Origin of the sequence: Pseudomonas brassicae, assembly GCF_010671725.1 — a bacterium.
Taxonomy (GTDB): Bacteria; Pseudomonadota; Gammaproteobacteria; order Pseudomonadales; family Pseudomonadaceae; genus Aquipseudomonas; species Aquipseudomonas brassicae.
In genome coordinates this window covers 1-24,622 of record NZ_JAAHBU010000004.1, presented here as the reverse complement: position 1 = coordinate 24,622, position 24,622 = coordinate 1, and the positions used below count along the sequence as shown (strand labels likewise).

At 63.2% G+C, this 24,622-nt stretch carries 19 protein-coding genes and 5 pseudogenes; 16 read left to right on the top strand and 8 right to left on the bottom strand.

The features are described 5' to 3' along the window. The first annotated feature begins 25 nt into the window (after nucleotides 1-25). Entirely contained in the window at nucleotides 26-2,461 is a 2,436-nt protein-coding gene (locus G3436_RS00525; RefSeq protein ID WP_163940293.1) for a TonB-dependent siderophore receptor, read from the top strand. 175 nt (nucleotides 2,462-2,636) lie between these two features. On the opposite strand, the gene G3436_RS00520 is transcribed toward G3436_RS00525, so the two are convergent. Next, nucleotides 2,637-4,085, bottom strand: coding sequence for an efflux transporter outer membrane subunit (locus G3436_RS00520; protein WP_163940291.1), 1,449 nt, complete (start codon nucleotides 4,083-4,085; stop codon nucleotides 2,637-2,639). Between the two features lie 90 nt (nucleotides 4,086-4,175). On the opposite strand from G3436_RS00520, the gene G3436_RS00515 reads away from it, so the two are divergent. The 5 genes and pseudogenes from G3436_RS00515 (at nucleotide 4,176) to G3436_RS00495 (ending at nucleotide 11,661) form a co-directional block, all read left to right on the top strand. After that, entirely contained in the window at nucleotides 4,176-4,790 is a 615-nt protein-coding gene (locus tag G3436_RS00515; RefSeq protein ID WP_163940326.1) for a TetR/AcrR family transcriptional regulator, read from the top strand. Between the two features lie 80 nt (nucleotides 4,791-4,870). Beyond that, nucleotides 4,871-5,977, top strand: a complete 1,107-nt coding sequence (locus G3436_RS00510) for an efflux RND transporter periplasmic adaptor subunit (RefSeq protein WP_163940289.1) — start codon at nucleotides 4,871-4,873, stop codon at nucleotides 5,975-5,977. Further along, a pseudogene (locus tag G3436_RS28185) lies at nucleotides 5,974-9,064 on the top strand (efflux RND transporter permease subunit). The gene G3436_RS00510 and the pseudogene G3436_RS28185 overlap by 4 nt, the downstream one beginning before the upstream one ends. A gap of 66 nt (nucleotides 9,065-9,130) precedes the next feature. Then, nucleotides 9,131-10,423, top strand: a complete 1,293-nt coding sequence (fabF, locus tag G3436_RS00500; protein WP_163940287.1) for a beta-ketoacyl-ACP synthase II — start codon at nucleotides 9,131-9,133, stop codon at nucleotides 10,421-10,423. 32 nt (nucleotides 10,424-10,455) lie between these two features. Next, nucleotides 10,456-11,661 carry a multidrug effflux MFS transporter gene (locus G3436_RS00495; protein WP_163940325.1) on the top strand — a complete coding sequence of 402 codons (1,206 nt, stop codon included), beginning with the start codon at nucleotides 10,456-10,458 and terminating at the stop codon, nucleotides 11,659-11,661. Nucleotides 11,662-11,791: 130 nt separating this feature from the next. Here the strand turns inward: G3436_RS00495 and G3436_RS00490 are convergent. From G3436_RS00490 to G3436_RS00485, 3 genes and pseudogenes are all read right to left on the bottom strand, one after another. Then, nucleotides 11,792-12,091, bottom strand: a pseudogene (locus G3436_RS00490) (methyltransferase family protein); the annotation flags it as partial. A 55-nt stretch (nucleotides 12,092-12,146) separates the two neighbouring features. Beyond that, a pseudogene (locus G3436_RS28675) lies at nucleotides 12,147-12,191 on the bottom strand (hypothetical protein); the annotation flags it as partial. Between the two features lie 32 nt (nucleotides 12,192-12,223). After that, nucleotides 12,224-12,703, bottom strand: coding sequence for an AzlC family ABC transporter permease (locus G3436_RS00485; protein ID WP_163940283.1), 480 nt, complete (start codon nucleotides 12,701-12,703; stop codon nucleotides 12,224-12,226). A 26-nt stretch (nucleotides 12,704-12,729) separates the two neighbouring features. Between G3436_RS00485 and G3436_RS00480 the strand changes: the two genes are divergently transcribed. Then, nucleotides 12,730-12,903 (top strand): Lrp/AsnC family transcriptional regulator, encoded by a 174-nt coding sequence (locus G3436_RS00480; protein ID WP_243666948.1) that lies wholly within the window; start codon nucleotides 12,730-12,732, stop codon nucleotides 12,901-12,903. Between the two features lie 24 nt (nucleotides 12,904-12,927). Here G3436_RS00480 and G3436_RS00475 read toward each other — a convergent pair whose 3' ends face one another. Together G3436_RS00475 and G3436_RS28670 are read right to left on the bottom strand one after the other, a co-directional pair. Then, a complete protein-coding gene (locus tag G3436_RS00475) occupies nucleotides 12,928-13,383 on the bottom strand; it encodes a pentapeptide repeat-containing protein (protein WP_420801162.1) in 456 nt (151 codons plus the stop codon). 90 nt (nucleotides 13,384-13,473) lie between these two features. Next, nucleotides 13,474-13,626, bottom strand: a pseudogene (locus G3436_RS28670) (pentapeptide repeat-containing protein); the annotation flags it as partial. A gap of 211 nt (nucleotides 13,627-13,837) precedes the next feature. Here G3436_RS28670 and G3436_RS00470 point away from each other — a divergent pair. The 3 genes from G3436_RS00470 to G3436_RS00460 all read left to right on the top strand — a co-directional run bounded on the left by G3436_RS00470 (nucleotide 13,838) and on the right by G3436_RS00460 (nucleotide 17,851). After that, entirely contained in the window at nucleotides 13,838-14,353 is a 516-nt protein-coding gene (locus G3436_RS00470) for a sigma-70 family RNA polymerase sigma factor (RefSeq protein ID WP_163940279.1), read from the top strand. Continuing rightward, nucleotides 14,350-15,270 (top strand): FecR domain-containing protein, encoded by a 921-nt coding sequence (locus tag G3436_RS00465; protein ID WP_163940277.1) that lies wholly within the window; start codon nucleotides 14,350-14,352, stop codon nucleotides 15,268-15,270. The genes G3436_RS00470 and G3436_RS00465 overlap by 4 nt, the downstream gene beginning before the upstream one ends. Nucleotides 15,271-15,433: 163 nt before the next feature. Beyond that, the gene (locus G3436_RS00460; protein WP_163940275.1) at nucleotides 15,434-17,851 is read left to right on the top strand and encodes a TonB-dependent siderophore receptor; all 2,418 of its coding nucleotides are present in this window, start codon (nucleotides 15,434-15,436) and stop codon (nucleotides 17,849-17,851) included. A gap of 129 nt (nucleotides 17,852-17,980) precedes the next feature. On the opposite strand, the pseudogene G3436_RS00455 reads toward G3436_RS00460, so the two are convergent. Continuing rightward, nucleotides 17,981-19,205, bottom strand: a pseudogene (locus G3436_RS00455) (MFS transporter). A 262-nt stretch (nucleotides 19,206-19,467) separates the two neighbouring features. After that, a complete protein-coding gene (locus tag G3436_RS00450; RefSeq protein WP_163940273.1) occupies nucleotides 19,468-20,325 on the bottom strand; it encodes a LysR substrate-binding domain-containing protein in 858 nt (285 codons plus the stop codon). Nucleotides 20,326-20,602: 277 nt separating this feature from the next. Here G3436_RS00450 and G3436_RS00445 point away from each other — a divergent pair, with 277 nt between their 5' ends. From G3436_RS00445 to G3436_RS00420, 6 genes are all read left to right on the top strand, one after another. Further along, the gene (locus G3436_RS00445) at nucleotides 20,603-21,442 is read left to right on the top strand and encodes a transporter substrate-binding domain-containing protein (RefSeq protein ID WP_163940271.1); all 840 of its coding nucleotides are present in this window, start codon (nucleotides 20,603-20,605) and stop codon (nucleotides 21,440-21,442) included. After that, the gene (locus G3436_RS00440; protein ID WP_163940269.1) at nucleotides 21,442-22,176 is read left to right on the top strand and encodes an amino acid ABC transporter permease; all 735 of its coding nucleotides are present in this window, start codon (nucleotides 21,442-21,444) and stop codon (nucleotides 22,174-22,176) included. Before G3436_RS00445 ends, G3436_RS00440 begins: the two co-directional genes overlap by 1 nt. Further along, nucleotides 22,166-22,846 (top strand): amino acid ABC transporter permease, encoded by a 681-nt coding sequence (locus tag G3436_RS00435; RefSeq protein ID WP_163940267.1) that lies wholly within the window; start codon nucleotides 22,166-22,168, stop codon nucleotides 22,844-22,846. Before G3436_RS00440 ends, G3436_RS00435 begins: the two co-directional genes overlap by 11 nt. Further along, a complete protein-coding gene (locus G3436_RS00430; protein ID WP_163940265.1) occupies nucleotides 22,836-23,654 on the top strand; it encodes an amino acid ABC transporter ATP-binding protein in 819 nt (272 codons plus the stop codon). The genes G3436_RS00435 and G3436_RS00430 overlap by 11 nt, the downstream gene beginning before the upstream one ends. Nucleotides 23,655-23,676: 22 nt before the next feature. Further along, on the top strand, nucleotides 23,677-24,273 hold the full coding sequence (locus G3436_RS00425) for a cysteine dioxygenase family protein (protein ID WP_163940263.1): 597 nt from the start codon (nucleotides 23,677-23,679) through the stop codon (nucleotides 24,271-24,273). Nucleotides 24,274-24,374: 101 nt separating this feature from the next. Beyond that, nucleotides 24,375-24,622 (top strand): rhodanese-like domain-containing protein (locus G3436_RS00420; RefSeq protein WP_338001175.1); only part of this gene is annotated, 248 nt, incomplete at its 3' end.

The window sequence follows — 24,622 nt, the reverse complement described above, 5'->3', positions numbered from 1 at the left end:
ATCCTACTTCCGGAAGGACCCTTTCATGCTGCCTCGCGACCCTGCTTTTTCGCGCCGTCATCCGCTGGCTTTGGCCATCCTCCTTGCCCTTGGCAGTCACGCTGCCACCACCCAGGCCCAAAGCAATGGCGCAGCAGTGCAACGCGCGATGTTCGACATTCCGGCCGGGCCGCTGGCACGCCAACTGAACCTGCTGGCCAGCCAGGCCGGGGTGTTGATTGGCGGTGATGCCACGCTCACCGCCAACAAGCAGAGCCAGGGGGTGCACGCCACCGGTGTCGAGCAGGCGCTGGCGCAGATGCTGGCGGGCAGCGGCGTGGCGGCGGTGAGCACCGGCGAGCGGGAGTTCCAGCTGGTGCGTCAGGTTGAAAACGCAGCCGGTGCCGTGACCCTGGGCAGCACCGCCATCTCCGGTCAGGGATTGGGCGACTTGACCGAGGGCACCGGGGCCTACGCGACGGGGCGTTCGTCCACCGCGACCAAACTGTCGATGAGCCTGCGCGAAACGCCGCAGTCGGTCACCGTGGTCACCCGCCAGCGGATGGATGACCAGAACATGCAAAACCTTGACGACGTCATGCGTAACGCCACCGGCATCACCATCATCAAGAACGGCAGCGAGCGCTCGCTGTACCAGGCCCGTGGGCAGACGGTCGAAAACCTGCAGATCGATGGCGTGCCGACCAACATCGGCAACCCGTACTCGATGGACACCATTTCCAAGCCCAACACCGACATCTACGACCGCGTAGAAGTGGTGCGGGGCGCCACCGGTCTGATGGAAGGGGCGGGTAACCCGTCGGCCTCGATCAACCTGGTCCGCAAGCGGCCTACGGCCGAGTCCCAGGCATTGATCGAAACCTCGGTCGGCTCCTGGGACGACTACAAGACCATGCTCGACCTGTCGGCGCCGCTGAACGAAGCCGGCACCCTGCGCGGCCGCTCGGTCATTACCTACAACAATGCCAACAGCTACCTGGACACGGCCCAGAAAGAAAACCAACTGTTCTACGGCATCATCGAGGCCGACCTGGATGAATCGACCCTGGCCACATTCGGCTTTACCTACCAGAAGGAACGCAACTCCGGTTATGACTGGTCGGGCCTGCCCAGCAAGGAGAGCGGCGCGTTCTACCCGATGTCGCGCTCTACCTCGCTGACCGGTGACTGGAACCACCTGGACAAGCGCAATACCACCCTGTTCGCCGACATCCAGCACACCTTTGCCAACGGCTGGAAGGGCGTGGTGGCAGTCAACCAGATGTGGGCAAAGTCGGATTTCCTGGGTAACTACACCTACCCAGGCGGTGGCGCCGACCTGTTCACCCTCAATCCGCGCCACTTTCGCTTCGATGACACCCAAACCAGCATCGATGGCTACTTCACGGGCCCGTTCCAGCTGCTGGGCCGCCAGCATGAGCTGATCGTGGGTGGCAACTGGAACAAGGACGACTTCGACTACCACGGCGGGCGCGATGCGACCTACCGCTACATCGTCGACATGAACAAGCTGGCAGCATTTGACCCACCCACACCGACCGCACTCAATGTCAACCAATGGCAATACAACCGCACTCAGGAGCAAAAAGGCGTGTATGTGGCCAGCCGGTTCAGCCTCACCGACAGCACCACGTTCATTCTCGGCAGCCGCCTGAGCTGGTACAGCCACGATTCGCTGGATGACACCAATGGCGTGCGTGAACCCACAGACCATAAGCACTTCTCCAAGAGTGGCGAAGTCACCCCTTATGCGGGCCTGGTGCAGGACCTGAACGAACACTGGTCGGCCTACGCCAGCTACACCGAAATCTTCAAGCCGCAGAGTGCACAGGATGCGGAGGGCACAACGCTTTTGCCGATGACCGGCAGCAACTACGAGATCGGCTTGAAGGGAGAGTTCTTCGATAAGCGCCTGCAAACCGCTATCGCGCTGTTCCAGGCGGACCAGACCGGCCGTGCCGAACGGGTGACCTGTGCGCAGACCTGGGCTTGCTACCGGGCTTCCGACAAAGTGCGCAACAGAGGCATCGAGCTGGAGCTGACCGGTGAGGTGCTGCCGGACTGGAATGTATCGGCGGGGTACACCTATACCCAGTCCAAGTACATCGGGGGCGAGCAGAAAGGCGAAGACTTCAACGGCGCCTCGCCACGCCATCTGTTCAAGGTTGCAACCGACTACCGCCTGCCAGGTACGCTCAACCCGCTGCGTGTCGGTGGCAGCTTCTACGCCCAGAGCGAGATGACCCAGGCCGAGGTCGGCAAGGATTACAGGATCCGGCAGGATGCCTACCACCTGACCAACCTGCACGCCATCTATGAGATCAACCGCAACCTGGAGCTGCAGTACAACCTTGATAACGTGTTCGACAAGAAGTACTACCAGACCCTGGGAAATACCAATTACTGGAATTTCTACGGTGAGCCGCGCAATTTCAATGTGGCGTTGCGGGCGAAGTTCTGAGTGAGGCGGGCCCGCGAAACCACTGAGTGGCCTGCTTTGTAGCCATCCAATGGTACCGCTGGCTGCTTTGAGTCGTTAGCGGCCAGTCGCGGCTGTCCTCATTCGACCCAAAGCCGCCGATAAGCACCAGTAGAATCCAGGCAGAAATCGACTCAGGCAAGCCTGCTCCTACCACTCATCGCAGGACCGAAGGCTGTGGGTTCCACCCCCCTCCCAGCGCACGAAATGCGGCAATTGCAGCACGCGCCGATTCTGTTTGCGCTTGAGCTCTTGCATCCGAAGCACGGAGCAAAGTTTCGTCTGCATTGAGCACATCAATCAGGCTGGCGACGCCGCTCTTATAGGCAATGAAAGACGACTGCCTGGCGCTGCTCAGGGACGCTTCTCCTGCTGTCAGGGTGGTCGCCTGAGCCTCGCGATTGACCAATGCCGAGAAGGCGTTTTCGACATCTACGCTGGCTCTTAGCACCGACTGACGATACGCCGCGAGTGCTTCGGCTTCCTGACCCTTGGCCTCGTCAATGTGTGCGTTGATACGGCCGAAGTCGAACAGGCGCCAGCGCAGGCCCAATACACCAGCCGATTGCGCGGCGCCGCCGCTGAACACGCTGCCACTTTGGGTGGTAGCACTGCCGAGCAGGGCACTGAGCGAGAATTTCGGGTAGTACTCGCTGATCGCCACACCGATACGAGCATTGGCCGCGACCAGCCGGCGTTCGGCGGCGATCAGGTCGGGTCGGCGGCGCAACAGGTCTGATGGCGAGCCGGTGGCCGTCAGTTGCGGCGCACGTGGAATGGCGCTTGCGCCAGACAGCTCGGCGCGATGCGTGCCGGGAGGGCTGCCGAGCATCACGTCCAATGCATTCATGGCGGCATCCAGGCCCTCCTGCAGCACCGGCATACTGGCCTTGACCTGCGACAGTTGGCCCTCGGTCTGCTGTACCTGAAATGCGGCGGCCAGGCCCTGGTCATACAACAGGTGCACGCTCTCCAGCAGCTCCTGCTGGGTATCGACCTGTTGTTGCGCAATCGCCAGTCGTACCTGCAGGCCACGGAGGGTGGTGTAGATATCGGCAGTTTGCGCCGCGACGGCGAGCCGCGTAGCCACGACGTCGGCTTTGGAGGCTTGATAGTCTGCCAGCGCCGCTTCCCTGCCGCGTCGCAGGCCTCCAAACAGATCCAGTTCCCAGCTCGCGTTGAGGTTGGCCTCGTAGCTATTACCGTAACGCTCATGGCCAGGCGTGGCGTCAAGCACCTGACCCAGCGGCGTCTCCACCGACTGGTAAGCACGTGCGGCTTGGCCATTGAGAGTGGCCGAAGGTAGTAACGCCGCATGGGCTGCACCCAGCCCTGCGCGTGCCTGGGCGACTCGCGCCTGGGCCTGGGTTATATCGAGGTTTTGGGCAAGCGCCTTGCTGACCAGAGCACTCAATAGCGGATCGCCAAAGCTTTCCCACCAGGCCTGGAAGTTGGCCGTGGTTGTCGCGGCCAGGGCCTGCACCGCTGCCTGGCCAGTGAATTGCTCGGCCAATGGAGCATCCGGGCGATGGTAATCTGGGCCCACCGCGCACCCTGCTGCCAGGCTGGTGCTCACCACAAGAGCAAGAATACGCAATGGAGGCATAACGCTTCTCTGAAGTCGATTGGGGTTGTGACCATATCATATAATGGTCACTATCTGTCAATCAGCCCGCCACGGAGTTAAGCTGTGGACATGAACGAAGATATGAACAACTCGACCCTACGTGGGCCGCTGGATCATGAGATCCGCGACCAGATCATCAACGCGGCGACGCAGCATTTCGGCCATTACGGTTATGAAAAGACCACCGTCTCGGACCTCGCCAAGGCAATTGGTTTCTCCAAGGCCTATATCTATAAATTCTTCGATTCCAAGCAGGCCATCGGTGGGGTGATATGCAGCAATCGCCTGGCCATGATCATGCAGATCGTCGAAGCCGCCATTGGCGAGGCGCAGACCGCATCCGAGAAACTAAGGCGCCTGTTTCGCTCGATTTCCGAGGCCGGCAGCGATCTGTTCTTCCACGATCGCAAGCTTTACGACATTGCTGCCGTCGCTTCGCGCGACCTGTGGCCGTCGGTCAAGACTCATGAGCTGCGTATCCGTGAGCTTATCCAGCAGATTGTCCTGGAAGGCCGACAGTCTGGAGAGTTCGAGCGCAAGACGCCCCTGGATGAGACCGTCAATGCGATCTTTCTGACCCTGCGCCCCTACGTCAACGCGGCTCAATTGCAGTACAACCTGGATACAGCGTCTGAGGCCGTCGTGCTGCTGCCAGCACTGATATTGCGCAGTCTGGCGCCTTAGATAATTGCTCGTGACCATTGACAGTTTTAGTCACTAGAACAAGAATGTGGTTCCTATCTTGCTCTTGAGTAACGGAACCCATGCGCCTCAAGCCCGCCACCTTCGCCCTTTGCATACTGCCTATCGTCCTGGTGGCGTGTGGCGATTCGTCAGTCAACCAAGACCCCCGTAACAAGCCGCCGCTGATCAGGGCGGCGACGGTCCAGCAGTCGTCCGAGACGGGCCGTTCATTCACCGGCGTAGTGGTCGCACGTACCCAGAGTGACCTGGGCTTGCGGGTATCGGGCAAGATTCTCGAGCGCCTGGTTGACACGGGTGAAACGGTCAAGCGCGGCCAGCCGTTGATGCGCATCGATCCCATCGACCTGCAACTACAGGCGCGCGCGCAGCAGGAGACGGTCGCTTCCGCTCGGGCGCTGGCCAAGCAGACGGCGGATGACGAGGCGCGTTATCGCGGGCTTGTAGCCGCCGGTGCGGTATCGGCGTCGCGCTATGATCAGATCAAGGCCGCCGCCGATTCTGCCAAGGCTCAGCTCAGCGCTGCCCAAGCTCAGGCTGATGTGGCGCGCAATGCCACGGGGTACGCGGTGTTGTTGGCTGACGCCAATGGGGTGGTGATGGACACGCTGGCCGAGCCCGGCCAAGTGGTCAGTGCGGGCCAACCAGTGGTGCGATTGGCGCGGGCGGGGCAGCGCGAAGCTGTCGTGCACCTTCCTGAAACCTTGCGTCCGGCGCCAGGCTCCACGGCTCAAGCCAGGTTGTATGGCAATAGCGGCGCTGCCGTGGCAGCCAAGCTGCGCTTGCTCTCCGAGGCAGCCGATGCCGCCACCCGGACCTTCGAAGCCAGGTATGTGCTCGACGGTGCGTTGGCGAATGCGCCGCTCGGCTCGACCATTACCCTGACCATCGCAGAGGGCAAGAGCGCCACTCAGGTGCTGCAGGTGCCTATCGCCGCGCTCTACGACCCAGGCAACGGCACAGGCGTATGGGTAGTGGCTGGCGAGCCGGCGAAAGTCTCCTGGCGGCCAGTTCAGGTGATAGGTATCGATGATGAGGCCGCGCGTGTCGCCGGCAAGCTCACTGCTGGCGAGCAAGTGGTGGCCCTCGGTGCCCACTTGCTGAGTGATGGCCAGCAAGTACGGCTTGCCCAAGCGGCTGCCGCGGCGGTAGCCGGGAGTCAGCCATGAGCGAGGGGCGTTTCAACCTGTCCGCACTTGCGGTTCGCGAGCGCTCCGTCACGCTGTTCCTGATCCTGCTGATCGCGGTGGCCGGAACGCTGGCGTTCTTTCAGTTGGGCCGCGCCGAGGATCCACCGTTTACCGTCAAGCAGATGACCATCATCACTGCGTGGCCAGGCGCTACCGCCCTGGAAATGCAGGAACAGGTCGCCGAGCCGCTGGAAAAGCGCATGCAGGAGCTGAAGTGGTACGACCGCAGCGAAACCTACACGCGCGCGGGCCTGGCATTCACTATGGTGTCGTTGCGCGACAGCACGCCACCGTCGCAGGTGCAGGAAGAGTTCTACCAGGCCCGCAAGAAGCTGAGCGATGAAGCCAAAACGTTGCCTGTCGGCGTTATCGGGCCAATGATCAATGACGAGTTCTCTGATGTGACCTTCGCGGTGTATGCCCTGAAGGCCAAGGGCGAACCGCAGCGCCAGCTGGTGCGTGACGCCGAGTCGCTGCGTCAGCGGCTGTTGCACGTGCCAGGGGTAAAAAAGGTCAATATCATCGGCGAACAGGCCGAGCGCATCTTTGTATCGTTCTCCCATGACCGGCTGGCAACCCTGGGTGTGACGCCGCAGGCCATCTTTGCTGCACTCAATACCCAAAACGCCCTGACGCCCGCCGGCTCGGTGGAAACCAACGGGCCGCAGGTCGTCATGCGCCTGGATGGTGCCTTCGACAGACTGGCAAAAATCCGCGAGACACCAATTGTCGTACAGGGTCGTACGCTGAAGCTTTCCGACGTGGCAACCGTGGCGCGCGGCTACGAGGACCCGGCCACCTTTCTGGTACGCAATGACGGTGAGCCCGCTTTGCTGCTCGGTGTAATCATGCGTGAGGGCTGGAATGGGCTTGACCTCGGCAAGGCGCTCGAGGCTGAAACCGCGAGCATCAACGACGCCATGCCGCTGGGCATGACGCTCAGCAAGGTCACCGATCAGGCCGTCAACATCACCTCGTCCGTTGACGAATTCATGGTCAAGTTCTTCGTCGCCTTGCTGGTGGTCATGCTGGTCTGCTTTATCAGCATGGGCTGGCGCGTCGGCGTCGTGGTTGCCGCTGCCGTGCCGCTGACGTTGGCCATCGTCTTCGTGGTGATGGCCGCCACGGGCAAGAATTTCGACCGCATCACCTTGGGCTCGCTTATCCTCGCATTGGGCCTGTTGGTGGACGACGCCATCATCGCCATCGAAATGATGGTGGTGAAAATGGAGGAGGGCTACGACCGCTTCAAGGCGTCGGCCTATGCCTGGAGCCACACCGCTGCGCCGATGCTCTCCGGCACGCTGGTCACCGCCATCGGCTTCATGCCCAACGGCTTTGCCCAGTCCACGGCGGGTGAATACACCAGTAACATGTTCTGGATTGTCGGCATTGCCCTGATCGCCTCATGGGTGGTGGCAGTGGCGTTTACGCCTTACCTGGGCGTGAAGTTGCTGCCCAATATCAAGCAGGTCGAGGGTGGCCACGCGGCCATCTACAACACCCGCCACTACAACCGTTTCCGTGCGCTGCTGGCGCGGGTCATCGCCCTTAAATGGCTGGTGGCTGGGGCGGTCATCACCTTGTTCGTGGTTTCGGTACTGGGCATGGGGTTGGTGAAGAAGCAGTTCTTCCCGACGTCCGACCGTCCCGAAGTGCTGGTCGAAGTACAAATGCCGTACGGTACCTCCATCGAACAGACCAACGCCACGGCCATCAAGGTTGAGTCATGGCTGCGCGAGCAGGAAGAAGCCAAGATCGTTACCTCCTATGTCGGTCAAGGCCCACCTCGCTTCTTCCTGGCCATGGCGCCGGAACTGCCCGATCCGTCGTTTGCCAAGATCGTGGTGCTGACGGACAGCCAGCAAGCCCGCGAAACGCTCAAACTGCGTGTTCGTGAGGCCGTCTCCGAAGGCTGGCGCCCGAGGCCAAGGTGCGCGTGACGCAACTGGTCTTCGGCCCATACTCACCTTACCCGGTGGCCTATCGGGTAATGGGACCGGACCCGCTGCAGTTGCGCGAAATCGCGGCTCGTGTGCAGGGCGTTTTGCGCGCCAGCCCGATGATGAGAAGCGTGAACAGCGACTGGGGGCCGCTGGTGCCTGCGCTGCATTTCTCGCTGGATCAGGATCGCCTGCAGGCCGTTGGCCTGAGCTCCAACGCAGTTGCCCAGCAGCTGCAGTTCCTGCTCAACGGCGTGCCGATCACCACGGTGCGCGAAGACATTCGCTCGGTGCAAGTGGTCGGCCGAGCAGCCGGGGATATCCGTCTCGATCCGGCGAAGATCGAGGGTTTCACACTGGTTGGCTCCGCCGGCCAGCGCATTCCGCTGTCGCAGATCGGCGAGGTCGATGTGCGTATGGAAGATCCGATTCTGCGCCGTCGTGACCGCACGCGACCATCACCGTGCGTGGTGACATCGCCGAAGAGCTGCAGCCGCCAGACGTCTCGGCAGCGGTGTGGAAAGACCTGCAGCCGATCATCGAAACCTTGCCAACTGGCTACCGCATCGAAATGGCCGGCTCCATCGAGGAATCGGGCAAGGCCAGCCAGGCGATTCTGCCGCTGCTGCCGATCATGATCGCCCTGACGCTCCTGATCATCATCCTGCAGGTACGCTCGATCTCGGCGATGGTCATGGTGTTTCTCACCTCGCCGCTGGGTTTGATTGGCGTGATGCCGGTGCTTGTGCTGTTCAATCAACCGTTTGGCATCAACGCCCTGGTCGGGCTGATTGCGCTGTCAGGGATCCTGATGCGCAACACGCTGATCCTGATCGGGCAGATCCATCACAACAAGAACGAGGGCCTGGACCCGTTCAATGCGGTGGTCGAAGCCACCGTACAGCGCGCCCGCCCCGTGTTGCTGACAGCGCTGGCAGCGATTCTCGCCTTCATTCCACTTACGCACTCTGTGTTCTGGGGAACCCTGGCATATACCCTCATCGGCGGCACCTTTGTCGGCACCATAATGACCCTGGTGTTTCTGCCGGCGATGTACTCCATCTGGTTCAAGATCCGCCCCAGCAGCCCCATCGATGATTCGAGCGTCGCGGCGAAAGCCTGACGCAGTTCCCGGCCAACGCGTTCTTCTGCGGCCAGGGAGAACGCCGACCGATACAGAGAGGTTCCAATGAGCAACGTTCAGCAGCACAGACGCATCGTGGTAACCGGCACCGGCATCGTCGGGCCACTGGGCTGTGGTGTGGATGAAGTGTGGCGCCGCCTGCTGGCTGGGCGCTCGGGCATTCGCACGCTACCCGCGCAAATCACCGAAGGCACGGGCGTGGCGGTGGGCGGTCAAGTGCCCGCGCTCGAAGAGGACGCGCTGGCGGGCTATCAACCCGAACAGATCATCGCGCCGAAAGAACGCAAGAAGATGGACCGCTTTATCGAGTTTGCGCTGGTTGCCGCGCATGAAGCGCTGGAGCAGGCGGGGTGGCACCCGAGCAGCGAAGCGCAGCAGGCACGAACCGCAACCATCATCGCTTCGGGCGTGGGCGGGTTCGGTGCCATGGCCGAGGCCGTACGCACGACCGACTCACGCGGGCCGCGCAGGCTGTCGCCGTTCACCGCACCCTCGTTCCTGGCCAATATGGCCGCAGGACATGTATCCATTCGCAACGGCTTCAAAGGTCCGCTTGGCGCGCCGGTCACCGCCTGTGCCGCCGGTGTTCAGGCGATTGGCGATGCCGCTCGCCTGATTAGGAGCGGTGAGGCCGATATCGCCATCTGCGGCGGTACGGAAGCGGCTATCGACCGCGTGACCCTGGGCTGCTTTGCGGCGGCGCGCGCGTTGTCCACCGGTTTCGCCGAGAACCCGCAGCAGGCCTCGCGCCCGTTTGATCGTGACCGCGACGGTTTCGTGATGGCCGAAGGTGCCGGGCTGCTGGTGATTGAGTCGCTGGAGCATGCCCTCGCACGTGGCGCCACGCCGCTGGCCGAACTGGTGGGTTACGGCACCAGCGCCGATGCCTATCACCTCACCGCCGGGCCCGAGGATGGCAACGGTGCCCTGCGCGCCATGCAACAGGCGCTGCTGCAGGCGGGCCTGAGCCCGGACGATGTGCAGCACATCAACGCCCACGCCACCTCCACCCAGGTTGGCGACAACGGCGAGCTGACAGCTATTCAGGCGCTATTCGGCACCGATGCAGGCGTGGCAATCAGTTCGACCAAATCCGCCACCGGCCACTTGCTTGGCGCTGCCGGCGGCATCGAAGCGATCTTCACGGTGCTGGCGCTGCGCGACCAGATCGTGCCGCCGACACTGAACCTGAACAACCCCGCCGAAGCAGCTGCGGGGCTCGATCTGGTCGCGCTCAACGCTCGCAAAATGCGGATCACCCATGCGCTCTCCAATGGTTTCGGTTTTGGCGGCGTGAATGCCAGCGTGTTGTTCCGCCGCTGGGAGACAACGCCGTGAGCGGGCAGCACCAGCCAGCAAGCGACAGCGTGATGCCTACACAGGCCGACACGCCGCTGACCGGCAAGGTCGTGGCTTTGTTGGCTGCGCTTTCGGCGATCAGCATTCTGTCCACCAATATCATCCTTCCCGCGTTTGCGGACATCGGCCAGCAGCTTGGCGTATCGTCTCGCGAGCTGGGCCTGACGCTTTCCAGCTTCTTCATCACCTTTGCGCTCGCGCAACTGGTGGTTGGGCCGCTGGCGGATCGTTTCGGCCGCAGGCGGCTGGTGCTCGGCGGCCTCTCGCTGTTCGTAGTAGGCACGTTGGTTGCCGGCATTGCCGGCTCACTCGATATGCTGATCGCCGGGCGAGTCATCCAGGCGCTGGGCGTTTGCGCCGCCGCCGTACTGGCCCGCGCCATTGCACGCGACCTGTTCGAAGGCCAAACGCTGGCGCGAGCATTGTCGCTGACCATGATCGCCACCGCGACAGCCCCCGGCTTCTCACCGCTGCTCGGCAGCCTGCTGACTACCGCGCTGGGTTGGCGAGCGATTTTCGTCATGGTTGCAGTGGCCGCTGTTGTCATCGCGTTTTTCTATGCGCGTTGCCTTGGCGAAACGCTGCCGCCTGAACGCCGAACCACACAGTCGGTACCGCAGGTAGTGGGCACCTACTGGCGGCTGATCGCTGATGAGCGTTTCATCCTTGCGGGTGCGGCAGTGAGCTTGCTTATGAGTGGGCTGTTTGCATCCTTCGCAGCCGCACCCGCGATTCTCATGAGCGGCATGGGTTTGTCGTCCTTGCAGGCAGGGTTGTACTTCGCTGTCACAGTATTCGTGGTATTCGCTGCCGGCATGGCAGCGCCGCGCCTGGCGCGCCGCTTTGGCAGTCGCTCGGTCGCTACCTGGGGCCTGACCACCGCAATGCTGGCCGGCTGCCTTCTGCTGGTCGGGCCGAGCTCTCCAGGCCTTGGTTGGTACTCGCTGACGATGGCGGTTTTTCTATGGGGCATGGGCCTGGCCAACCCGCTGGGTACGGCCATCACCATGGGGCCATTCGGCAAGCAGGCGGGGCTTGCGTCGGCATTGCTCGGGTTTATGACCATGGGCGCTGCAGCGATCACGACCTGGCTGGTATCGGTTCTGGAATACCCGCCGGTGTCGAGCTTGGGGGTTATCCAGACGTCGGTCTGCTTAGTGGCGCTGATACTGTTCTTTTCGAGTAACCAGATCGAAAGACGGACGGCCAGACCTTAGACGCTCACTATAAAAATCCGGTTGCGTGCTGCAGTCCGCTTTTTGCCGTTAGCCGACGGTCGCAGATGACCACTATCGCCCCATCGTTGCAACAGGCATACGTCAGCAATTGGCCAAAAACATGCCCCCTCTAGACCCACCGTCGAACCCCGTTGCAATACTGCGCAAACTCCCCCCCAAAACGCCTGGCAAGCGCCCGTTCCTCCGGCCCGATCTGAAACAGGTTCATATACACCACAAACCCCAGCACCCCCAGCAGCGCCGGTGGCCAGGCGAGCAAGATCGCCCATGCGACCAGCACGGTGGCGAAGCCCAGGTACATCGGGTTGCGGGTATATCGGTAAACCCCCGAACGGACCAGCGCCGAGGCCGTTTCCGGCTTCAACGGGTTGACCGTGGTGCGCGCGCGACGGAACGACAGCACGCCAGCCGGGCGCCGCGTTGAGCACCTGGGTCGGTTGTGGCCCCAGGGTGCGATTGCGCAGCAGCACAAAGCCCAGCGCGCGGGTCAGGTAGGTGACCACGGCCATGCCGGTGATCGTGACCAGGGTAGCGATGTCGATCATGGCTTGGCCCACAGGTAAGCGCTGACCAGGCTCGCTACCGTGCCCGCAAGCACGTACCAGCCGCCGGGAATAAACAGGTGGAACAGGCCTGCGGTGATCAGGCTGAACAACCAGGGCAGGGCAGTATGCACCCCTCTCCACATGCCCTTGAACAGCACCAGGAAGACGGCGGCGAAGGCCATGTCGAAGCCGTAGCTGCGCAGGTCGCCCAGCAGCGGCCCGAGCAGTGCGCCCAGGGCGGTGAAACCGACCCAGGTGACCCACAGGCACAGCGACACCCCCAAGAAGTAGTGCAGGCTGAAGCTGCCCTGCTGGCGCGTATCGGCCAAGCCCATGGCCCAGCTTTCGTCGCACATGAAGAACACCGCGCCGAGCGCCTTTTTCAGTGGCAGGTGGCGCAGGTGCGGGACCAGGGTCGCGCCCATCAGCAGGTGGCGGCTGTTGACCAGCAAGGTCATGGCGACTATCACCAGCACCGCCGGCGGCGAGGTCCACCGTTCAGGTGGGGCTGTCGCCTTCGCCCTGCCTGCGGCGGGTGCGCCTGCTGGAGGCGGCGGGGGTGATCGAGCGCTATGTGGCGTTGGTGGACCCGGCCAAGGTGGCGTTGGGCCTGACCCTGTTTGTGCGGGTATGGCTCAAGCGTCAGGACCAGGACACCACCGAGCTGCCGGTGTAGGGGATTGCGGGTTGCCGGCCAGTGTCAGCGCACCGTCAGCCCCAGGCCGGACAGCAGCATCGCGGCCTGGCTCTTGGAGATGGTCGCGCCCTTGAACAGCTTCGCATCGACCAGGCGCAACCCGTCCAGGCTGGCCTCGCGCAAATCGGCGTGGTCGAAGCGCGCATTGTTGACCCGCGCCAGCGAGAGGCTACCCGCCTCCACGAAGACGGCATGCCGAAAATCGCAATAGCTCAGGTCGGCCTCGGCAAAGTCGAGTGAGTGCAGTTGCGACTTGTAGAACGACATGCCTGACAACGAGGCGCTGCGCAGCACGCAGTCCGAAAAATTCAGGCCCAGCGTCGCGGCGTCGGCGAAGTTGGCGCCGGTCAGCTTGCAGCCGGTAAAGGACGCGTGCGCCAGCTTGCTGTGCTGCCAGCGGGTGTTGTTCAGGTCGCTGCCGACGAACCGGGCATCGACCAGGGTCGATGCGCGAAACACCGCGTGCGCAGCCTTGCAGTTGAGCCACTCGGTGGCGTCGAGCTGGGCGGCCGTCAGGTTAGTGCCTGCGAACAGGCAACGCTCGAAGCGCGCCCCGGACAGGTTGATGCGCGAAAGGTCCTGCTCGCTGAAGTCGACGGCGCTGAACCACAGCGGATGCTGCTGCCCCTGGGTCAGCTCCGCGAGGCAGGTGCTGCTCAGGTCGCTGGAGTCGATGCGCCGATAATCATGTTCAGTGTGCATTTGGGGTGCCTGGTAGTCGATCAATGCGCGGCGTGGCGCAAGTGCGGGGATAGTTTGTCAAATTGCCAGTTGAGTCAATATTGACTGGCTCGACGTATTTGTGAGCAAGGTGGCGTGACACTCGTCTCACGCCACCATTCCCAATACCACCGTCACTGACTATAATTGCGAAAAATTCTTATTTGCATTGCATGGTTTTCAAGGAGGCTGGATGCCCACGGTGGTCCCCGACATGGCTGGGCACATGAGCCTGGATAGCTTGTATCGCGAGCACAGCAGTTGGCTGCGTGGCTGGTTGCGCCAGCGCCTGAACAATTCTGCCGATGCCGCCGACCTGGCCCAGGACACCTTTGTGCGGGTATTGCTGGCGCGCACCGCCGGCACACTCAACGAGCCACGTCATTACCTGTCGACCATCGCGCGTGGCCTTGTCATCGACCTGTATCGGCGCCGCAGCCTGGAAAACGCCTACCTCCAAGCCCTGGCGCAGCAGCCTGAGCACTACGCGCCGTCTGCCGAAACCCGTGCTGCGATCATCGATACGCTGCTGACCATCGACCGCATGCTCGATGGCCTCGGTCCCCGCACGCGGGCGATCTTTCTCGCGGTACAGCTCGACGGCCTGAGCTACGAAAAGGCCGCCGCGCGGCTTGGCGTTTCGGTGAGCACCGTGCGCAAGCACCTGGCTCGCGCGCTGATGCATTGTCTGCTGCTCGAGGACGCATGAAGGTCATTCTCGCCGAGGCGGTGGACTGGTACGTGCGCCTGCACGATAGCAGCGTCGACGATGCCACCCGCGCTGGCTGGCAAGCCTGGTACTCGGTCGACCCTCGACATGCCGCAGCCTGGGTGCGCCTGCAGCAGTTGCAGAGCCGTCTGGGCAATGCACCTGGCGGTGCTGCCCTGACGCTGGAAAACGCACGACGCGATCGGCGCAATGCAGTGAAGGCGCTGGCGCTGTTGCTCGGTGTCGGCGCGGTCGGTTGGCAGGGCTATCGCGTCTCGCCGTGGAGCACCGATTACGCGACGCGGGTTGGCGAGCGGCGACAATTGACCCTGGCTGACGGCACGCGCCTGGACCTCAACACCGGCAGCCGCGTCGATGTGTACTTCGATGCCACCCAGCGCCTGATCCATCTGCGCGAGGGCGAGATCCTGGTGGACACCGCCAAGGACCCGCGCCCACTCAGCGTACGCACCGCCGAAGGCGACATACGTGCGCTCGGCACCCGGTTCAGTGTGCGCCAGGGTGCCGGCGTGAGCCAGGTGGCGGTGGCCGCGCATGCCGTGCAGGTGCAGCCGAGCCGATCGACCCAAGTCGTACGCATCGACGCCGGGCAGCAGTTGAGCTTCGGCACCGGCAACGTGGGGTCACTGCAGCCGCTGGCGCCCGACGCACAGGCGTGGACCCGCGGCATGCTGGTCAGCGTCGACTGGAGGCTGGGCGATGTGGTCAACGAGTTGGCACGTTACCGTCCCGGTTATCTCGGGTGCGCCGCGCAGGTAGCCGAACTGCGCTTGTCCGGCGCTTTCAACCTCGATGACACCGACGCTGCGCTGGCCAGCCTGGAGGACTCGCTAGCGATCCGCGCGCGGCGCATGACGCGCTATTGGGTACGTCTGGAGCCCCGTGGGTTGGGCTGACCGACGTGCTGCGCAGCACGCCTTTGCACGCCGCTGGTTCGCCCCGGCGCAACCCTCGTGAATTATTTTGCGCTTGGGGGTAACAGATTTTTTTCGCTGCTTCGGCCCTTCAGGACGCGCGCATCAGACGCGCCCAAGACACCCCGAACAGGAGCCCCGATTCATGTCCGCACGCCGTTCCCCACTAGCCCGCAGCATTCGCCGGGCGACCCTGGCGTTGAGCCTTTGCAGTGCCGCGCTGGCGAGTTCGACCGCCTGGGCTGCGCCGCAGCACTATGATATCCCTGCCGGCAGCCTGGCCGCCGCCGTCAGCCAGTTCGCCGCCGCCAGCGGCGTGACCATCAGCTTCAGCAGCGCAGAGACCTCGGGGTTGCAGTCCTCGGGGCTGCAGGGCAGCTTCGAGCTGCAGCAGGGGTTCGCCAGGTTGTTACAGGGCAGCGGGTTGAGGGTGCTGCAGGCGGGAGAAAAGCGCTATGTGCTGTACCGGGTGGAAACCGGCGATGCCGTCGAACTGGGGGCGACCAGCATCGACTCCACCGGCCTGGGGAGTACAACCGAGGGCACCGGCAGCTACACCACCGGCTTGACCAGCACGGCGACCAAGATGAACCTGTCGATCCGCGAGACGCCGCAAACCATTACGGTGGTAACCCGTCAGCGCATGGATGACCAGCACCTGGCGAGCATCACTGACGTCCTCAAGAGCACCCCCGGCATCACCATGAGCCAGGACGGCGGCGAGCGATACAACATCTATGCCCGTGGCAACGCCATCAACACCTATCAGTTTGACGGTGTCACCACGGTTCAGGAGAACGTGACGCGCAACATGCCCAGTACCCTGCTGGACATGGCGCTGTATGACCACGTCGAGATCGTGCGCGGGGCGGCCGGGCTGATGACCGGCGCGGGTGAACCCAGTGGCGTGGTCAACCTGGTGCGCAAAAAGCCGACGCGCGACTTCAAGGCCTATGTGCAGGGCGGTGTTGGTTCGTGGGACAACTACCGTGCCGAGGTCGATGTCTCCGGCCCGTTGAACGAGCACAAGACGGTGCGTGGCCGGTTGGTGGCGGCCAAGCAGGAGAGTGATGCGTTCATGGACTGGTACACCCAGGACCGTGAAGTGCTCTATGGCGTGGTGGAAGGCGATCTGAGCGATACCACCCTGTTGCGCTTCGGCATCGACAACCAGACATACAAGGCCACGGGCTCGCCCGGTGTGCCGCTGCTGTACACCAATGGGCAGCCGACGAACTTCTCCCGTTCCAAAGGCTCGGGCGCACGCTGGGGCCACGAGACATTCAACACCACCCACTACACCGCCACGCTGGAACAGATGCTCGCCCATGATTGGGCGCTGCGTGTGGTGGGCAACTACATGAACATCAAGCGGGACCTGGATAACACCACCTACAGCAGCCAGAGCGGCCGAGCCTTCATCGATCAGGCCAGCGGCGACGCGCAGGGCAGCCATGACAAAGCCAAGGTCGATCAGGTCCAGAAAGGCCTGGATATCAATTTAAAGGGGCCCTTCGAGCTGCTTGGCCGTTCTCACGACCTCATCGTCGGCTACAACTATTCCGATTATCACAACGATCACGCGGCCTATTCGGGCGACGTTGAATTCAACTACACCACCTGGGACAACGAGATCGCCAATGCGCCGTTCACGGGCGGGATGGATTTCGATATCAAGGTCCGCCAACAGGGGTACTTTGCCGCCAGTCGTTTCAACTTTACCGACCAGCTTCACCTGATCCTGGGCGCCCGGGCCTCGGACTATCGCTATGACTACTTCATCCACTCGTATCAGTACGATGGTTCGTTCGATTACAGCAGCCGGTACGGTATGAAGGAAACGGGGGTGGTCACGCCTTATGCCGGCCTGATCTACGACCTTACCCCCGAGCAGTCGGTGTATGTCAGTTACACCGATATCTTCAAGCCGCAGTCTGCCCGTGACAGGACCGGCAAGGTACTCGACCCTGAGGTGGGCAAGAACCATGAGCTGGGTTGGAAAGGCGAGTTCTTCGAGGGTCGCCTCAATGCCAATGTCGCGTTGTACCTGATTCAGCGCGACAACCTGGCTGTGGAGGACAACGTTCGAGTGCCGGGTACCACGGACACGGCTTCGCGTGCCGAAGACGGCGCCGAAACCAAAGGTATCGACCTGGAACTGGCCGGCGAGGTTGCACCCGGCTGGAACATCCAGACCGGCTACAGCCACACACGCACGGAGAATGCCGATGGCGTTCGCCTGACTACCCAACTGCCCATGGACACGTTCCGCTTCTGGAGCACCTACCGCCTGCCTGGCGAATGGGAGAAGCTGACCGTAGGTGGCGGAGTGAACTGGAACTCCAAGTCGTCGCTGTACTTTAGCCGCTACAACACGCGCATCACCCAGGACGACTACGCTGTCGCCAGCCTGATGACGCGCTACCAGATCAACGATCATCTCGCGGCCACCGTGAACCTGGACAATCTCTTCGACGAAAAGTACTACGCCGGCATGGCGGGCAGTTATGGCCACTACGGGGCACCGCGTAACGCCAACCTGACGATGCGCTATGACTTCTGATTAAACGCCGCCGCCCACGAGGTCATGCGCGTTGTTGCGTTGCGCAGGGAAATGCTTCGTGGGCATATTCTTGGGGGGGACGTTTCTCATAAAGCCGAAACGTCCCCCTTCGCCATCGCCATCAATCTGTCAGCAGGATTGGGCTGCCAGGCGATTGCTGACGCTGCGCCCCAGTACCAGTACGGTGACAAACCCGCAGCCCACCAGGGCCGTGGCCAGGCTCAAGAGCACTGAGCTGCCCAACTGGTCGACGATCTGCCCGCCGAAGAACGAGCCCAGCGCAATGATCACCTGGAACATGGCCACGAACAGCGGCATGCCGCGTCGACATCCTTGGGCGCGACCACGAACATCCAGATGCTGGCGCAGGCAGGGAAGGCGCCAAAGGCGAAGCCCCAGAGCGCGATCAGCATGGCAGCGCCGGTCATGCCGGTGGCGAAGTGCGGGAACAGGGCGGTACTGATGCCGATCATCAGGGCCACCAGCAGCAGGGTGTGGCGCACGCTGCGGTTGGCGGCGAAGCCGGCAAAAATATTCCCCGCCACCCCGGCCACGCCATACAGCAACAACAGTGAGCCAATGGTCGGGCCATCGAACCCGGCATTCTGTTTGAAGAACGGTGCGACGTAGGTGTAGGCGGCAAAGTGCGCCAGGCCAATCAGCAATACCGCGATCAAGCCGACCCGCGCTTGCGGATTGATGAACAGGGCCGGCAGGTCACTGATGCGGATGGCCTTGTCGGGGGTGAGCCGCGGTAGCAGGAATACCTGCGCCAGCAGCACCGGCACGCCCACCAGCGCGGTGACCAGGAAGGTCATGCGCCAGCCCATCAGGCCACTGAGCCAGGTGCCGACGGGCACGCCCAGCACCGTGGCCAGGGTCACCCCGACATGATGATCGATGTGGCCTGGGCAACGCCCACGCCCTTGGGCGCCAGGCGGCTGCTCAGGGCAATGGCGGTCGCCCAGAAACCACCGATGCTGATGCCCAGCAGCACGCGGCCGAACAGCAGCAGGCCGAAGTCGCTGGCATAGGCCACCACCGAGTTGGCGATGATCATGATCAGGGTCAGGCCGATCAGCAGATAGCGACGGTCCAGGGCGCCAATGCCCACAGACAGCAGGGGCGCGGCGAGCGCGGCCATGATGCCGGGTAGGGTTACCATCAGGCCGGCCTGGCCTGCGGTGATGCCGAGGTCGTTGGCAACATCATTGAGTACGCCCACCGGCAGAAACTCACTGGTCACCAGGGCGAAGGCACCCACGGCGACCGAGAGTATCGCCAGCCACTGCTGTTTGACGCTCTGTTGATTATGTTCGGGAAGGCCGCGAGGGGCCTGGCTGGCGCTTGGCATGGTGTTGAGTTCCAAGGGGAATGTCGCCTGTAGCAGGCGCGGGGAGGGGTCAAGTCTGGGGGCGATTATAGGCGTCGGTGCTGGCCGCCAGACAGGTGGGCTGCTCGATAGTCATCATCAGTGTGATCGATGGGCACCAGCCTGATGGGTGGTTGCTGGGGGATTGGCCCAGGGCCAACATTATTGTTGACCACGGCATGAGTGACAGTGACATCTACTGATGATCGATTAGTAGCGCTAATACGCCATGAGGACGCCTTAGCTACATGCCCACACTTGCGCGGACCAACGTGTAGGCTTGGCGCACCAGAGGGTTGACCGTATTGGCGCGGATCCATAGGCGGTAGGTGACGTCTGGCAAGACAGGTAAACCGTCGCTTTTGCCCAGTACCCGCATATCGGGACCGACCATTTCCTGGCTGCGCGCGGTGATCCCAAGGCCGGCGCGTACCGCAGCCTTGATGCCAATCAGGTTGGACGCCAGATACGCCTGGCGCCAGGCTATGCCGGCCTGCTCCAGCGCCTCCAAGGCCAGTTTGCGGTACAGGCTGGGCTCGTCCACCAGCACCAGCGGCAGGGGTTCGCCGGGTACGTGCTGGTACTGCGCCGCGCAAATCCACCATACCGGCGAGACGCGCAGTGCGAAGCCTTCTAGCCCGGGCGCGGTGCGGGTCGAGACAACCATGTCGATCTTGCCGCGCTGCAGGTCCTCCATCAGAAACGGGCTGCGGCCGACGTCGATCTCCAGGCGTAGTTTAGGTGCCGAGCGTGCGATATGGCTGAGTATCGGCGGCAGGATGGTGTCGGCGATATCGTGCGGTGAGCCGATGCGTAGCACGCCGCTCGGGCCGTCCTGCCGCAGGCCGGCCAATGCTTCGTCATTGAGCGCGAGCATTTGCCGGGCATGACGCAGCAGTTGCCGACCGGCGTCGGTCAGTGACTTGTGGCGGCCCTGTTTACGCATCAGGGGTACGCCCACCTGTTGCTCCAGCCGCTGCATGTGCTGGGTTACCGAGGCCTGGGTGCGGGCCAGGTGGCGGCCGGCCTCGGCGAAACTGGCGTGGTCGGCAATAGCCACGAAGGTGCGCAGCAGTTCAAGGTCCAGGGCGGGAGTGGTCATGGGCAGGCCTGTGGGGGATGAAAAGCGGCGAGGTAGGCGGATATTACATCAAAGCTGATCGCTTAAAGATAATGAATCGTTATGTATTGATTGATCTTCTGGCTACCACTCAATGGTCGTTATCAATAAAATAGGGGCTTATATCTTTTTTTACATTGCGCAGAACAAACCAAGTTATAACGATAGTCAATATTTGAATTTCCCCTTACCCCTGCAACTTCCTAGGATGCGCCCTCATTGGCCGGGTGTTCCGGCTGCCGGGATGAGGAACCCCACCATGTCGCTGTCCACCGTTGCCCGTCGCGGGTTGTTCGCCACGCTGCTCGCCAGCACTACCCTGGCCACCAGCGGCCTGGCCCTGGCCGATGCCACCCTGGACAAGGTCCAGCAGCGTCACAAATTGTCGGTGGGGGTGGTGCTGTCGGGTGGGCCGTTCGGCGCCATCGACCCGGCCACCCGCGAGCCAGTAGGGTTCAGCGTTGACCTGGCCCGCGACCTTGGCCGCCAACTGGGCGTACCGGTGGATCTGGTCGCGGTGCAGCCCGCCAACCGCGTGCAGTTCCTACAGCAGGGCAAGGTCGACCTGCTGATCGCCAACATGGAATGGACCCCCGAGCGCGACAAGCTGCTTGGCCATGTGCCCACGCCGTTCTACCGTGTCGGCGGCGCTGCTGTGCTGGCCAAGGACAGCCCGCTGAACACCTGGGCCGAGCTCAAGGGGCAGCCGGTGTGCACCTCCCAGGGCAGCAGCTACACGCAGGCCCTGGTCGAGCTGGGCGCCGACCTGAAAGCCTTCAAGACCTCTGCCGAATCGCTGCTGGCCCTGCGCGGCAACAACTGCGTCGCCGCCGTGCACGATGCCACGCTGATCAACCCGCTGCTGGCCAAGGGCGGCGAGTGGGGCGGCTACCGCGCCCTCACGCCCGAGCTCAACCCCGCGCCGTCGGTGATCTGGACCCGCCTGGGTGAAACCGACACCCAGCAGCGCCTGGACCCGTTCGTCAAGCAATGGCACCGCAGCGGCTGGCTGATCGAGCGTGAGCAGGCCAACCACATCACCCCGGCATCGCCTGCGCTGGTCGAACTGCGCGCCAGGTTGCAGGGCGAAGGCGCTTGATGAGCGAGCTTGTGCACGGGCTGCTCGGGCAGTTGGCCCGGCTCGGCCTGAACTACAGCTTTCTGCTCGATAGCTATGCCAGCGGCAAGCTGCTGGACGGCGCACTGACCACCCTGTGGCTGTGCCTGTTCAGTATCGCCGGCAGCCTGCTGGTGGGCGTGCTGCTGGCGGCGGCGGTGACCTCGACGCGGCGCGGGTTGAAATGGCCGGCGCGCGCGTTTATCGAAGTCACGCGCAATACGCCCACGCTGGTGCAGCTGTATTGCGCTTTTCTGGTACTGAACATGCTGATCAACCAGAGCCTGGGCAACGCCAACCCGATGACCCCGTTCGCCTGGGTGGTGCTGGTGATTTCGCTGCACAAGGGGGCGTTTCATGCCGAGGCTCTGCGCGCCGGCATCGAGGCGGTGCCGACGGTTACCCTTGAGGCGGCCAGCTCGCTGGCCTTCAGCCGCCGCCAGCAATTGCTGCAGGTGCAACTGCCGCTGGCCGTGCGCTTCGCCTTGCCGGCGTTGGTCAACAACCTGATCGACCTGGTGAAGATGACGGCGGTGGCCTCGGCGATTGCCGTCAACGACATCACCTACGCCTCGATCATGATCTGGACCCAGGGCGACAACGTCATTGAGTTGATGATCCTGATCCTGACGTTCTTCGGGCTGCTGAGCTTTGCCGTCAACTGTGTAGGCCGCGCCCTGGAAGCGCGCCTGAGGATGCCGGGCTATGGCCACTGAACACCTCGCCACCTTGTGGCACTGGTCACCCACCCTGGGCGTGGGCCTGTTGCAGAACATTCAGATGAGCGTTGGCGCCATCGGCCTTGGCACGTTGCTGGGGCTGCTGGTGGGCATGCTGCTGCTGTCGCCGCTCGCGCCGCTGCGTGCGTTGGCGCAGCTGTGGGTGCAGGTGTTTCGCAACGCGCCGTGGCTGGTGCTGATCTACTTCACCTCCTACGTGTTCCCGTTCGATGTGCAGGTGGCTGGCACCTGGGTGGCTTTCCCCGACTGGCTCAAGGTCACCGTGGGCCTGGCGTTGCCGGCCAGCGCCAACGTGGCGGAGATCTTGCGCGGCGCGGTGGCCTCGATCCCGGCCACCCAGTGGGAGGCTGCGCGTTCGATGGCGTTCAGCCGTGGGCAGATGTTGCGCCTGATCATCCTGCCGCAGTGCCTGCGGCGCATGCTGGCGCCATGGATGAACCTGTACGCGGTGGTGACCATGGGCACCGCGCTGGCTTCGCTGGTGGGTGTGCACGACCTGATCGACAGCGCACAGATTGCCGCCAACACCGTCAACCGCAGCGGTTTCACCGTGCTGGTGTACTTCAGCGTGCTGGCGCTGTTCTTTGCCTATTGCTACCCGATTGCCCGCCTGACCCAACGCCTGGAGCGCCGCTATGCCTTCTGAACCCCTGATCCAGCTGCGCGACGTGCACCTGGCGTTTGCCGACAACCCGGTGCTGCGCGGCATCGACCTTGAGGTGCAAAGCGGCCAGGCGGTGTCGATCATCGGCCCGTCGGGCTCGGGCAAGTCGACCATTCTGCGCTGCCTGACCGGCCTGTTGCGGCCCCAGCGCGGCAGCATCCGCATTGGCCACACCCAGGTCGACCAGCTGCGCGGCGAGGCCGAGCTGATCGCCTTGCGCAAGCAGGTCGGCTTTGTGTTCCAGCAGTACAACCTGTTCCCGCACCTGAGCGTGCTCGACAACCTGCTGATTGCGCCGACCAAGGTGCTCGGGCGCAACCGTGACGAGGCCCGCGAACAGGCGCTGGCGCTGCTTGACAAGGTGCGCCTGGGACACAAGGCGGCAGCCTTCCCCGGTGAGCTGTCGGGCGGGCAGCAGCAGCGCGTGGCGATTGCCCGGGCGTTGGCGATGCGGCCAAGGCTGATCCTGTTCGACGAGGTCACCTCGGCGCTGGACCCTGAGATGGTCGGCGAGGTGCTGGCGGTGATCCGCGAGCTCACCGAGGAGGGCATGACCTGTGTGCTGGTCACCCATGAGATGCGCTTTGCCGAAGAGATCAGCGACCAGGTGTACTTCACCGAGCACGGCCGCATCGTCGAGCACGGCAGCGCTGCGCAGGTGTTCCGCGACCCAACCCACGAACGCACCCGCAGCTTTCTGCAGCATGCGCTGGGCGAGGGCGGCCAACGCCCCAGCCGGCCGGCGCCCGATGTGTACAGCAACCTGGGGCGCTACAGCCTCAGCGTATGAGCCCTAACCAGAGAACTCCGATATGTCCCGTGAATCCGTGATCCAGCCGTTTCTTGCGCACGTGCGCGCCATCCATGAGCGTGGCGTCGACCGCGTTGCCTTGCAGCAGATTGTCGGCCTGCTTGAAGCCCTGGCCGAGCGCCGCGACCTGTTCAACTTCGAACGTTTTCCGGCGCCGGCGCCGGCTGCGGCGACCGGCGAGACGCAGTTCCGCTACCGCCTGAACGACGACGGCGAGTCGCCGACGCTGTACGTCAACTCGCTGCTGCCGGGTAAGGCGACCCTGGCGCACAACCACGAAACCTGGGCGATTATCGTTGCCGTCGAGGGCCAGGAGTTGAACCGCGTGTATCGCCGCGAAGATGATGGCCGCGACCCGGCGCGCGCCAGCCTTGTGCTGGAACGCGAGGTGGTGGTGCAGCCGGGTACGCCGGTGGCGTTTCTGGGTGAAGACCTGCACGGCATTCGCGTTGAAGGCGACAGCCCGACCTTGCACTTTCACCTGTACGGCCGGCCGCTGGAGTCGCTGGACAACCGCTACGGGGTCAAGGACGACGGCAGCGTGGTGAATTACAACAAATCGCAGATGGCGCCTTCGATTGCCGCCTACGGGCTTTGACGCCCGCCTGCCTCATCGCCGGTTTGCGTGGAAGCGGGCTTGCCCCGCGATGAGGCGCTATGCCAGACACTGACCCTACCAACGACCACGGAATGCGTCCCATGACCCCCAGCATCACCCCCACGCTGCTGCACACCTGGCTGTTCGACGGCGAGGAAATCGCCCTGTTTGACCTGCGCGAGCACGGCCAATACGGCGAGGCCCACCTGTTCTACGCCGTCAATCTGCCGTACAGCCAGCTGGAACTCGACGCCCCGCGCCTGGCGCCGAACCCTGCGGTGCGGGTGGTGGTCTACGACGCTACCGGCGGCGAGCTGGCCCGGCGCGGGGCGCAGCGCTTGCAGGCGCT

Coding starts and splice junctions, on each gene's coding strand:
- G3436_RS00525 (WP_163940293.1), top strand. CDS start 26: ATGCTGCCTCGCGACCCTGCTTTTTCGCGCCGTCATCCGCTGGCTTTG.
- G3436_RS00425 (WP_163940263.1), top strand. CDS start 23,677: ATGTCCCGTGAATCCGTGATCCAGCCGTTTCTTGCGCACGTGCGCGCC.
- G3436_RS00445 (WP_163940271.1), top strand. CDS start 20,603: ATGTCGCTGTCCACCGTTGCCCGTCGCGGGTTGTTCGCCACGCTGCTC.
- G3436_RS00460 (WP_163940275.1), top strand. CDS start 15,434: ATGTCCGCACGCCGTTCCCCACTAGCCCGCAGCATTCGCCGGGCGACC.
- G3436_RS00515 (WP_163940326.1), top strand. CDS start 4,176: ATGAACGAAGATATGAACAACTCGACCCTACGTGGGCCGCTGGATCAT.
- G3436_RS00430 (WP_163940265.1), top strand. CDS start 22,836: ATGCCTTCTGAACCCCTGATCCAGCTGCGCGACGTGCACCTGGCGTTT.
- G3436_RS00470 (WP_163940279.1), top strand. CDS start 13,838: ATGCCCACGGTGGTCCCCGACATGGCTGGGCACATGAGCCTGGATAGC.
- G3436_RS00440 (WP_163940269.1), top strand. CDS start 21,442: ATGAGCGAGCTTGTGCACGGGCTGCTCGGGCAGTTGGCCCGGCTCGGC.
- G3436_RS00450 (WP_163940273.1), bottom strand. CDS start 20,325: ATGACCACTCCCGCCCTGGACCTTGAACTGCTGCGCACCTTCGTGGCT.
- G3436_RS00465 (WP_163940277.1), top strand. CDS start 14,350: ATGAAGGTCATTCTCGCCGAGGCGGTGGACTGGTACGTGCGCCTGCAC.
- G3436_RS00510 (WP_163940289.1), top strand. CDS start 4,871: ATGCGCCTCAAGCCCGCCACCTTCGCCCTTTGCATACTGCCTATCGTC.
- G3436_RS00435 (WP_163940267.1), top strand. CDS start 22,166: ATGGCCACTGAACACCTCGCCACCTTGTGGCACTGGTCACCCACCCTG.
- G3436_RS00495 (WP_163940325.1), top strand. CDS start 10,456: ATGCCTACACAGGCCGACACGCCGCTGACCGGCAAGGTCGTGGCTTTG.
- G3436_RS00520 (WP_163940291.1), bottom strand. CDS start 4,085: ATGCCTCCATTGCGTATTCTTGCTCTTGTGGTGAGCACCAGCCTGGCA.
- fabF (WP_163940287.1), top strand. CDS start 9,131: ATGAGCAACGTTCAGCAGCACAGACGCATCGTGGTAACCGGCACCGGC.